We start from the raw sequence: 9989 nt of genomic DNA on the forward strand, positions 1-9989 counted from the left end.
GATAAGGTTATTTTTCCCGGAGTTGGAGAAGCAGGCAGTGCAATGCGAATGCTGAAAAGCACAGGTCTTGACAAAATTATTCCGGAATTGAAGCAACCGGTACTTGGAATATGTCTTGGGATGCAGCTAATGTGCAGGCATTCACAGGAAGGTGATACCGAAGGTCTGGGGATTTTTCACGCCGATGTTGTGAGGTTCAATAACGGACTCAAAGTACCGCAAATCGGTTGGAACCGGATCTATGATTTAAAATCCGAGCTTTTTAAGGGAATTAATGAACAGGAATTCGTTTACCTCGTGCATAGTTACTATGTCCCCGAATGCGCTGAAACCATCGCTTCCACTGAATATGGTGTGGAGTATACCACCGCTATTCAAAAGGATAATTTTTACGGAGTACAATTCCACCCTGAAAAAAGCAGCGATGCCGGAGAGAAAATTCTACAGAATTTTTTAAAGTTAGAAGTACGAAGTTAAAAGTACGAAGCAATGAACGATTTAAAGAAAAGAACGAAACAGTTTGCAGTGGATTGCTGGTTTTTATGCAAGCGAATACCAAATTCCAGGGAGTACAATGCTTATGTTAATCAACTAATTAGGAGTTCTAGTTCGGTTGGTGCTAATTACAGGGCATCTCAAAGGGCTAAATCAACGGCAGATTTTATTAATAAGCTTAAAATCGTTGAAGAAGAAATCGATGAAAGTATGTTCTTTCTAGAATTGTTTCTTGAAATAATGAAGGATAAAAATGTTGATACTATTGACAAACTTCATATAGAAGCCAATGAGTTACTTGCAATCACAGTTTCATCAATAAACACAGCAAGGCGAAATCAAAAGAAATGATTTCTATAAATCGAAATTTTAATTCGAAGTTAGTTGTGAAAAATAATAAAAAGCACTTCTAACTTCTAACCTCTAAATTCCAACTTTTAAATGAGAATCATACCGGCCATAGATATTATTGAAGGAAAATGCGTAAGGCTTTCCAAAGGCGATTACAACACCAAAAAGATATATAATGAAAACCCCTTGGAGGTGGCTAAGAATTTTGAGGCTCACGGGATTGAATATCTGCACCTGGTGGATCTCGATGGAGCAAAATCGAAACATATCGTCAACCATAGAATCCTGGAGCAAATCGCTAACCAAACCGGCCTGAAAGTAGATTTTGGTGGCGGCTTAAAATCTGATGAAGATCTGCGCATCGCTTTTGAAAGCGGGGCTAACCAAATCACCGGCGGCAGTATTGCTGTAAAAGATCCGGACACCTTTAAAAGTTGGATTGAGAAATTTGGCTCAGAAAAGATTATTCTTGGTGCCGATGCCAATGATGAAAAGATCGCGGTTAGCGGATGGCAGGAAGAATCTGAGTTGGAATTGATACCTTTTATTCAGGAATATCAGAAGGAGGGTGTGCAGTACGTTATCTGTACCGATATTTCTAAAGACGGGATGCTGGAGGGACCTGCTTTTGAACTTTATAAGAGAATTCTGGAACAGACTAATGTCCCTTCCAGCGGAGCCGAGAAGGAGCATAAAACCATTAAATTGATCGCGTCCGGAGGGATCTCAGAGTTTGATGAACTTCCACGACTGGCAGAACTCGGTTGTGAAGGAACAATTATTGGAAAAGCTATTTATGAGGGACGCATTCAGCTAAAACAACTTGAAAAATTTATACTTGAAAATAATATCTAAGCCTAAACCTTACCTTTTAACCTCGTACTTTTAACTTCGTACTTCTAATTTCAAATTATGCTTACAAAACGAATCATACCCTGCCTGGATATAAAAGACGGAAGAACCGTTAAAGGAATTAATTTCATCGATCTTCGGGATGCGGGAGACCCGGTGGAACTGGCTGAGATTTACGCCAAATCTGGTGCCGATGAACTGGTTTTCCTGGATATTACTGCTACCGAGCAGAAAAGAAAAACCCTGGCCGAGATGGTAAGAAGGGTTGCCGAGAAAGTGAATATTCCTTTTACTGTTGGTGGCGGAATTTCTTCAGTAGAAGATGTGGATATTTTGCTGAAGAACGGCGCCGATAAAGTTTCAGTGAATTCTTCCGGAGTGAAAAGACCGGAACTCATCAATGAACTTTCAGCAAAGTTTGGAAGTCAGTGTATCACGGTGGCCATAGACGCAAAACAGGTTAACGGAGAGTGGCTGGTGCATTTGGTTGGAGGAAAAGTACCAACCGATCTTAATTTGTTCCAGTGGGCCAAAGAAGTGGAAGAAAGAGGTGCCGGGGAGATCTTGTTTACTTCGATGAATAACGACGGGACCAAAGCCGGATTTGCTAATGAAGCCCTTGCGGTTTTATCTTCAGAATTAAAAATCCCTATTATCGCTTCTGGTGGTGCCGGGAATATGCAGCATTTTACCGATGCCTTTATAAAAGGAAAGGCCGATGCCGCTCTGGCTGCCAGTGTTTTTCATTTCAAAGAGATGGAAATTAAAGATTTAAAGGAAGAATTGCGACGTAACGGAATAGAAGTAAGACTCTAAAAAGTATAAAATGAATATAGATTTCAATAAAAACCAGGACGGATTGGTGCCGGCGATCATTCAGGATGTAAACACTAAAAATGTGTTGATGCTGGGATATATGAATGAGGAAGCTTTCTTAAAGACCAATGAGACCAAAAAAGTAACCTTTTTCAGCAGGACCAAAAAGCGGCTGTGGACTAAAGGAGAAGACAGCGGAAATTTTTTGAATCTGGTAGATATAAAACTGGATTGTGATAATGATACTTTATTGGTCTCGGTTATTCCGCAGGGACCAACTTGCCATAAAGGAACCGATACTTGTTGGGCAGAAAATAATGAACCAAATTTTGGATTTCTATCAAATCTGGAAGGAATTATCGAAAAGCGGAAACGAATGAGCGAGGTGGAGCCGGAATTGCGTGAGGACAAAAAAAGTTATGTGGTTTCCCTTTTTGATGAGGGCATTAATAAAATCGCTCAGAAAGTAGGAGAAGAAGCTGTGGAAACTGTGATTGAGGCAAAAGACGATAATGATGAGCTCTTTTTGAATGAAAGCGCCGATCTTTTATTTCATTACCTTATCCTGTTGCAAGCAAAAGGGTTCACGTTAAAAAATATTTCACAAGTGCTGGAAGAGCGACATCGCTAATCGTTCCAGCTTCCGAATTTTCCGGCCTGATAATCCATATAGGCCTGATCGATCTCCTCCATTGTGTTCATCACAAAAGGACCGCGGGCAACTACCGGCTCGTTAAAAGGTTTGGCGTGTCCCAATAGAAGGGTGGAATCTTCTATGGCTTCAATTTGTAATTCTTCAGAATCATTTCCGAAATCTACGAGATGAAGTTTCATTGCCTGCTCCCCATTTACTTTAAGTTCGCCTTTGATCACGTAAAAGAAGATATTGTGAGTTTCCGGAATCTTCAACTGAAGTTTAGCTCCTTTTTCAAAGAAAATTGTAGCCAGGTTAATGCCTGTTTCAGGTTGAAATGCGCCCTTGGTCTCTAGAAACTCTCCTGAAATAACCTGGGCTTTTCCGCCATCAAATTCCGTTAACGGAATATCCTTTTTTTGAAGGCCTTTATACCAGGGTTCGGTCATTTTAAGTCTGGCCGGTAAATTCACCCATAATTGCAAAATTTCCAGGTCTCCGCCTTTTTCTTTAAATTCTTCTGAAGAAACTTCGGCGTGTATAAGCCCACGGCCGGCAGTCATCCATTGTACACCTCCTGCTCCGATAATACTCTCATTTCCACCGGAATCCTTATGGGAGATATCTCCATCTAAAATAAAGGTAACGGTTTCCATGCCCCGGTGGGGATGTGGACCGAAAGGGAGTCCATTGTTGTTGGGTTTATAAGTTTGCGGACCGTGATGATTGAGAAAGATGAAAGGGTCTATCATATCAATACTTCCCGTTGGCATTGGAGAATAGGTGAGAAGGTCTCCAATTGGTCGGTATTCAGCTTTAACGATCTTTCTAATACTTCTCATACCATTTATTTATTGCGAACGTAAATAAGTTTGAATCGGCTGTTTTGCCCTGAACGGGATTCTACTTCAAATTTGGGTATTGAGCTAATTAGTGGGGTGAGTTTTTCGTAACCATAATTACGGGAATCGAAATTAGGTTGTTTTTTTTGAAGCAAACTTCCAACGTCACCCAGAAAAGCCCAGCCATCTTCATCGGCTACATCGGAAATGGTTGTGGAAATTAGTTTAATTACCTTAGGAGTGATTTTGTCTACATTCTTCTTCCGGGATTTTCTTCCCCCTTTATCATAATCTCCGCTGTCTTTTTCATCTGAATCACTATCCTTTAATATTTCAAGATAGATAAAACGGTCGCAGGCAACTATAAAGGGATCGGGAGTTTTCTTTTCGCCAATACCGTATACCTTCATACCAGCTTCCCGGAGGCGGGTGGCAAGTTTAGTGAAATCGCTGTCACTGGAGACCAGGCAAAATCCATCTACTTTACTGGAATATAAAATATCCATGGCATCGATGATCATCGCCGAGTCGGTTGCATTTTTGCCTTGGGTATAAGCATATTGCTGAATGGGATTAATAGCATTTTCCAGAAGGACTCCTTTCCATTTTGCCAAATGGGGCTTTGTCCAGTCGCCGTATATTCGTTTTATGGTTGGATTGCCATATTTGGCGATCTCCTCCATCATTTCTTTAATATATGCAGAAGGGATATTGTCCCCGTCTATTAGTACTGCAAGATTGTGATCCATACTTTATTTTAATAATTATTTATAAAGGTACAAAAAAAGGCCGCCCCGGTTCCTTAGAGGTTCAGGGCGGCGGAAAAAAATGTTTAAACTTTTAAATGTAACGATAAATAGCATTCATTTTTGAGCTTTTCTCAGGCATTTGTTCTTCATCTACAAGAAATACATTTCCTCCCTGATTTAGCACATTTCGTGTCGCCCAATTCATAAGGGAAAAATTCCCATTCCGCTGGCCTTCCTGTATATCCACTTTCATTTTATCTTCATTGTATGTACCCCAAATTTCCGCATTTCTGTCAAGAAACAAGGTATCTACTTTTCCCTGGTGAATGGCGGGTAGAATGTCGTGAATGCTTACTGCCGTCTTTCCATTTTGGTCCTGAAACTCTTTTAGTTTGTCACGTTTTTGTTTTTCAAAAAGAGGTTCTATGGTTTCCCAGGCGCGTTGGTGTAAGCCCAGCATATCGGTGTCTTTTGGATTTCCGATAACAGCCTCCGGATATAGATTTTTATAGGTGTTAGCTTCCTTATAAATAGGGAAAAGATAATCCTGACAAGCTACCAGTAAAGGCAGTTTTTCTTCCTGTAATAAAGAATTTAAGCCCTGATCTATCGCTCTGAAATATCTTAAAATCTCATTTTTTCGTTCCCTATCTGCCCCGGCGTGCCCATGCATTGCCTTCTGGCCCATAGTCGCAGTACCACTCTTTTGCTGAAGAGTTTTTTCTTCATAGTCATAACCAACCCGATCTTCCAGTTGGGAAGGAATTAGATCGTCTGTTTCTTTAGGGATTATGCTATGCTTTGATGCTTCATATAATTCTACATTTTCCACCTGAAGGGAAAGCAGGTAAAATCTTCCATCTCCTGAAAATAGAGGGACCAATGGTTTTAGGTAGAACTCATTATTGATATAGTAATGAGGGTCAAACTGCAAAGGAAGGGTGAATTTTTTAAAAAAGCCTTCTGCTGCAAATATAGCTAAACCATCAGACTGATGACGCCAGAAGGCCTTGTCGTTTAATAATTCCTGAATAGGCTCATCGATCTTTTGAATTCTATCCCTGGAAACCTCTTTTTCTTCGAGTTTATTTTTAATTTCTTTCCATAGGGATTTTAAGTGGGTCTTACTTTTCTCCTCAAGCACATCCTTTCCGGCACGCTGGGTAGGAATAAAGATAGAAACACTTACTTCATCATTGAATCCTGCTATTTCCTGAAGTTCTTTTTCACTTATTAATGACATAATTTCATTTTTTTGGTTTACAATACAGAGGAACAAACCAAGATTTCTTCCTCCCGATTTTGTGGTTTAAACTTAATGATAAGATAAGCCGATTTGCGGGGAAATCAAAGGTTTTAAGCTCGGGCGACTGCTAAATTTTTCTTAAGAATACCCGGGTAGTGTAGCCTTCTATTAATTTCTTCCTAACGAAATAAGGATTCTGGCATGCAGGCTTCGGTAGTTATTGAATGAGCAGCCTCAGGTTCTACATGAATAAGTACATCAAAAATTTCTGGGAGGCGGGAGTATAGTTCATTTACGTTAAAATGTATCCCGCTTTTGCGAACAAAACATTTTTCGGTTTCCAGGACTCCAGGTACTTTTTCAATGTTTTCTCTTATCTCTTTTATCGCTTCATCAAACATATGCTCATCCTGATCTCTCTCAGTGTCGGGTGAAGGATTAAATAAGCATTGTATAGAATGAAACCTGATGCAAAGAGCGCTGTTCATTCATCGGCTGATTGGTAGCTAGTCGTAAAATAATGCTCAAGTTTTACAGGAACCGTGATAATTGTTTAAAAATAATTATCAATCCGCTAATGACCATAAGGGCGATTAGAAATTTTCTGAAAGTGCTGCTTTTCATCTTCGCCAAATATCTCTTGCCTAAAATATTACCCAGGGTAGCACCAAGACCTAAGGCAATTCCATAGATCCAAAGTTCAGCATATAGTAACCCAAAAAAACTGTAGCTGCCAATTTGAGCCAGCCCAAGGAAAAAGGAATTAGCGGTTTTGGTTGCAATGAGTTCTTCCTTATCTAAACCTATATTAAGATAAAATGGATTGAGGACAGGACCAAGCGCGCCTATGATAGTACCAAGTATGGAAACCAGGAATCCCAGGGGGATAAAATACCAGCGTTTCATGAGAAATGATCGCTCTTTTTTACCAAACCTGTATTGGAAAATCGTACTCACCAGGAAAAGTCCGACGAAAAGCTGTAACCAGGCTACGTTGAATTTACTGAATAAATAAGCCGCTATCCAGGCCCCTAATAATGCTGCGGGTACATAATACCAAAAGATCTTCCAGTTAATATATTTCCAGAATAATATAAGGCGGGACGGACGGCCTATAAATGTTCCAAGGTTGAGCACCGGGGCGGTTTGAGCTGTCCCGATAAACCAGTTAAGTACTGGTACCAGAATTAAAGCCCCGCCACCTCCCGAAATGGTAGAAATTACAAAGGCCACTATTCCCATGAGGAACAGTAGCAGTAGAACGAGAGGATCGGTTTGGGTGAGTACATCCATTTTCTACCACCAAACTACAAAAAAAGCTGTGAATTCGGTTTCAGAGCGTTTCATCCAAATGAGAGGAGACTTTTTCCTTTCAAAAGAGGATTGGATCCTTTCTTTTATTTCTGAAAAGGATACCCAGTTCTTTCCGAATTGGGGAGCTACAGGCCAGTCTTGTTTTGATGGTGCAAAGTATTTGAAATCTTTATAGTTAGCTGAATCAAATTCCTGAAACGACAAATAATATCCTGCAATACACTTCTGATTGAGTTTTGGAATTTTATACTGCTGAAACGCCCAGGGAAGGAAAAGTTTGGCTTTAAAATATGTCTGCTGAATAAGGTCTTCAGGATTAAGATCCAGAGTTTTCAGAAAATCCCGGGTTTCAGGTATGTGAAGCAGGGGAAATTGTTTCTCACTGAGTTTTTCCATTTTCTGCAGAAAGGAGTCTTTTCGATTAGGACCAATCCACCGGGCCTCTTCCGAAGAAAATGAAGGATCATAAACATAGAACTTATAAACCAGTTCCAGGTGAATATTCTGGTTGGTATGAAGATCCTTCAGCAAAAAATCCAGTTCTCCCAGGGTGATCTTTTGCCGACTTATCTGGATGTTATTGGCGAGCAATTTATAGCGATCGCTACTTTTTATAAGCAATTCAAAGAAACTTTCCATTCGTTTACCAAGAACGAAATTGGAGGCTAAAGATGGCATTGCTTTTTCAGGATCGGGCAAATCCTGCGGGATAGCAAGTCCAGGATCAAACTGTTGTAATCCCAATAATTCTCCGCGCCATAGTGGTGGAGTATGCAGATATCCCAGAAGTTGTTTGTTAATCCTGTTCAGCATCTTTAATTTCTATCCTTATTATCTGTACTTAGTAGATAGCCAAATGGTTTCATGGCCGGTATATGGTTAAAAATAACATTCAGGATCCCCAGGACCGGTATAGCCAGGATCATTCCCAATATGCCCCAGACCATGTTGCCTAGAATAATTGCGAGAATTACAAAGAAAGGATGAATATCTACCTTGCCTCCTACAACAAATGGTTCCAAGATATAACTTTCAATAAACTGTACAATAGTAAAGGTCAAAATAATACCTATTAGAATTCCCGTTTCTCCCTGGGTTAGATATCCAAAGAATACGGCCAGCGCCATCCCAATTATATTTCCTATATAAGGAATTAATGTGAGAAAGGATGCAATAATTGAGATAAGGATGAAGTTATTAACGCCCGAAATTCCCAAACCTATGCTGTAAAATACAGCAAGCAGCAAGATTAAAATAAGCTTTCCTCTAAGGTAATATTGACCGATGTGCGCCGTTTCCGTGATGATTTCCTTTACTTCTTCCTTTTTCTCATCTGAAAATAACTTTAGGATAAATTTTTTGAATCTGCTGCGATAATTCAGAAGAAAAAAAATATAGATAAATGTGAGCAGGTAATTGCTTATAAAGCTCATTACCGAATTAAAGAAGTTGAAGGCCCTTTTACCAGAATCCATAGTGGTGACCATACTTCCTATATCATTGTCTTCCTTGTATTTTTCAAAATTTTCTTTGCTTACGGGAGTATGTTCATAAATAAATGTGGTGAGTTGTTCAATTTTGGGCTTCATGGTTTCGGTAATCTTATCCCAGTCGTCTACAAAATTTTTAATTTGAAGGGAGATAAGCGCAAACACTCCAAGAGAAAAAATAAACAGCAAAATTGTACTTACGAGAGAAGCCAGGCTTCTGTTCAATGGTCCTTTTTCCAGTAAATTCCCAAGCGGAATAAGCAGCAGAGCCAGGATTATTGCGGTAACCAAAGGCCCCAGAAAAGCTTTAGCTTCAGTAAGACCAATAAAGAAGAAATAACTACCTATAATAATTGCCACAAAGGGAAAGAGCAATTTTTCGTGAGATATAATCATAATTAGGTTTGGTTAATCGATAACAAATTAGAAAATCTTTTTGTGATTTAGAGGCTTCCCGTTAATTCTTATAAAAGGCTTAACAGATTATAAAACCAAAAGAGACCGGAAAACCGGTCTCTTTACGGGAAATTAAACTCCAAACTTTTCTCTATAAGCTGTTATTGCTTCTTCTAGTTCGGACCGGGCTTCCAGGAATGGAAGGTGGCCTGAATTGGCTTTCCAGAGAAGCATTTTTGGGAAGTCTATTCCTTTATAATGCGCAGGACCTACCATCCAGTCCTTGGTTCCGTAGAAGAATAGTACAGGCACATTTATAGCTGTAGCAAGTTTTCTAAAATCTTTCCAGTGCTCCTGGTCATTCATGGCTGTTGCACTGTACTCATGATTCCAGTTTTCAAAGCCTGCATAAGTCGCATTCATCACCGAATCGTTTTTCTTTTCAGCAAAAGCCATTTTCCAAAACAAATCTTTCTCTCTAAGCTTGTTGATATGAATGTCCATACGCTCCCGAAGCGAAATAGTGTCCGAAGCGCAGTCCGGGATAGTTTCGCCCAGGAATTCAGCAGCCTTTGGGCTCCAGCTGTTACAGAAGCTATCATTTAGGTATAGCGTGGTGTTAATCATTAGCATTCCCCTTGTAGCTTTGGGGTAGGCCTTAGCGTAAGCGGTTTGTAGGATACCTCCAAAGGAATGTCCCAGGGTGAGCCAGCTATCATATCCTAGTTGTTCTCTTATTTCTTCATAATCCTTTAACTGGCGTTCAAGAGAGAAATCTTTGTTGGCGGGACTCGACGATCTGCC

General features: G+C 39.9%; 13 protein-coding genes. 5 read left to right on the forward strand and 8 right to left on the reverse strand.

Annotated elements, in window-relative coordinates; genetic code table 11:
- From hisH to hisIE, 5 genes are all read left to right on the forward strand, one after another.
- Positions 1 to 477, forward strand: a 477-nt coding sequence (hisH, locus tag ACESK1_RS02355; protein WP_372917531.1) for an imidazole glycerol phosphate synthase subunit HisH, incomplete at its 5' end; no start/stop codon positions are given.
- A gap of 12 nt (positions 478 to 489) precedes the next feature.
- Complete coding sequence (locus tag ACESK1_RS02360; RefSeq protein WP_372917533.1) at positions 490 to 846, forward strand: four helix bundle protein; 357 nt, start codon at positions 490 to 492, stop codon at positions 844 to 846.
- A gap of 90 nt (positions 847 to 936) precedes the next feature.
- The gene (hisA, locus tag ACESK1_RS02365; RefSeq protein WP_372917535.1) at positions 937 to 1701 is read left to right on the forward strand and encodes a 1-(5-phosphoribosyl)-5-[(5-phosphoribosylamino)methylideneamino]imidazole-4-carboxamide isomerase; all 765 of its coding nucleotides are present in this window, start codon (positions 937 to 939) and stop codon (positions 1699 to 1701) included.
- A gap of 57 nt (positions 1702 to 1758) precedes the next feature.
- Complete coding sequence (gene hisF, locus ACESK1_RS02370) at positions 1759 to 2514, forward strand: imidazole glycerol phosphate synthase subunit HisF (protein ID WP_372917537.1); 756 nt, start codon at positions 1759 to 1761, stop codon at positions 2512 to 2514.
- Positions 2515 to 2524: 10 nt separating this feature from the next.
- Positions 2525 to 3145, forward strand: a complete 621-nt coding sequence (hisIE, locus tag ACESK1_RS02375) for a bifunctional phosphoribosyl-AMP cyclohydrolase/phosphoribosyl-ATP diphosphatase HisIE (RefSeq protein ID WP_372917539.1) — start codon at positions 2525 to 2527, stop codon at positions 3143 to 3145.
- Here the strand turns inward: hisIE and ACESK1_RS02380 are convergent.
- From ACESK1_RS02380 to ACESK1_RS02415, 8 genes are all read right to left on the reverse strand, one after another.
- A complete protein-coding gene (locus ACESK1_RS02380; protein WP_372917541.1) occupies positions 3142 to 3990 on the reverse strand; it encodes a pirin family protein in 849 nt (282 codons plus the stop codon). The two genes, hisIE and ACESK1_RS02380, sit on opposite strands and share 4 nt — an antisense overlap.
- Positions 3991 to 3995: 5 nt before the next feature.
- Positions 3996 to 4739 carry an NYN domain-containing protein gene (locus tag ACESK1_RS02385; RefSeq protein WP_372917543.1) on the reverse strand — a complete coding sequence of 248 codons (744 nt, stop codon included), beginning with the start codon at positions 4737 to 4739 and terminating at the stop codon, positions 3996 to 3998.
- A gap of 91 nt (positions 4740 to 4830) precedes the next feature.
- Positions 4831 to 5982, reverse strand: a complete 1152-nt coding sequence (locus ACESK1_RS02390) for a hypothetical protein (protein WP_372917545.1) — start codon at positions 5980 to 5982, stop codon at positions 4831 to 4833.
- Positions 5983 to 6164: 182 nt separating this feature from the next.
- Positions 6165 to 6473 carry a hypothetical protein gene (locus ACESK1_RS02395; RefSeq protein ID WP_372917547.1) on the reverse strand — a complete coding sequence of 103 codons (309 nt, stop codon included), beginning with the start codon at positions 6471 to 6473 and terminating at the stop codon, positions 6165 to 6167.
- Positions 6474 to 6516: 43 nt separating this feature from the next.
- Positions 6517 to 7278: a sulfite exporter TauE/SafE family protein gene (locus ACESK1_RS02400; protein WP_372917549.1), complete on the reverse strand. Its 762-nt coding sequence runs from the start codon at positions 7276 to 7278 to the stop codon at positions 6517 to 6519.
- Positions 7279 to 7281: 3 nt separating this feature from the next.
- Positions 7282 to 8112: a DUF1853 family protein gene (locus ACESK1_RS02405; protein WP_372917551.1), complete on the reverse strand. Its 831-nt coding sequence runs from the start codon at positions 8110 to 8112 to the stop codon at positions 7282 to 7284.
- Between the two features lie 2 nt (positions 8113 to 8114).
- Positions 8115 to 9185 (reverse strand): AI-2E family transporter, encoded by a 1071-nt coding sequence (locus tag ACESK1_RS02410; RefSeq protein WP_372917553.1) that lies wholly within the window; start codon positions 9183 to 9185, stop codon positions 8115 to 8117.
- A gap of 132 nt (positions 9186 to 9317) precedes the next feature.
- Positions 9318 to 9989 (reverse strand): alpha/beta fold hydrolase (locus ACESK1_RS02415; protein ID WP_372917555.1); only part of this gene is annotated, 672 nt, incomplete at its 5' end.

Source organism: Salegentibacter sp., from assembly GCF_041642575.1.
GTDB lineage: Bacteria > Bacteroidota > Bacteroidia > Flavobacteriales > Flavobacteriaceae > Salegentibacter.

What these genes read in the sequence shown, in the direction of transcription:
- ACESK1_RS02395 (WP_372917547.1), bottom strand. Translation starts at nt 6,473, where the DNA reads ATGAACAGCGCTCTTTGCATCAGGTTTCATTCTATACAATGCTTATTT.
- hisF (WP_372917537.1), top strand. Translation starts at nt 1,759, where the DNA reads ATGCTTACAAAACGAATCATACCCTGCCTGGATATAAAAGACGGAAGA.
- hisIE (WP_372917539.1), top strand. Translation starts at nt 2,525, where the DNA reads ATGAATATAGATTTCAATAAAAACCAGGACGGATTGGTGCCGGCGATC.
- ACESK1_RS02380 (WP_372917541.1), bottom strand. Translation starts at nt 3,990, where the DNA reads ATGAGAAGTATTAGAAAGATCGTTAAAGCTGAATACCGACCAATTGGA.
- hisA (WP_372917535.1), top strand. Translation starts at nt 937, where the DNA reads ATGAGAATCATACCGGCCATAGATATTATTGAAGGAAAATGCGTAAGG.
- ACESK1_RS02410 (WP_372917553.1), bottom strand. Translation starts at nt 9,185, where the DNA reads ATGATTATATCTCACGAAAAATTGCTCTTTCCCTTTGTGGCAATTATT.
- ACESK1_RS02360 (WP_372917533.1), top strand. Translation starts at nt 490, where the DNA reads ATGAACGATTTAAAGAAAAGAACGAAACAGTTTGCAGTGGATTGCTGG.
- ACESK1_RS02405 (WP_372917551.1), bottom strand. Translation starts at nt 8,112, where the DNA reads ATGCTGAACAGGATTAACAAACAACTTCTGGGATATCTGCATACTCCA.
- ACESK1_RS02400 (WP_372917549.1), bottom strand. Translation starts at nt 7,278, where the DNA reads ATGGATGTACTCACCCAAACCGATCCTCTCGTTCTACTGCTACTGTTC.
- ACESK1_RS02385 (WP_372917543.1), bottom strand. Translation starts at nt 4,739, where the DNA reads ATGGATCACAATCTTGCAGTACTAATAGACGGGGACAATATCCCTTCT.
- ACESK1_RS02390 (WP_372917545.1), bottom strand. Translation starts at nt 5,982, where the DNA reads ATGTCATTAATAAGTGAAAAAGAACTTCAGGAAATAGCAGGATTCAAT.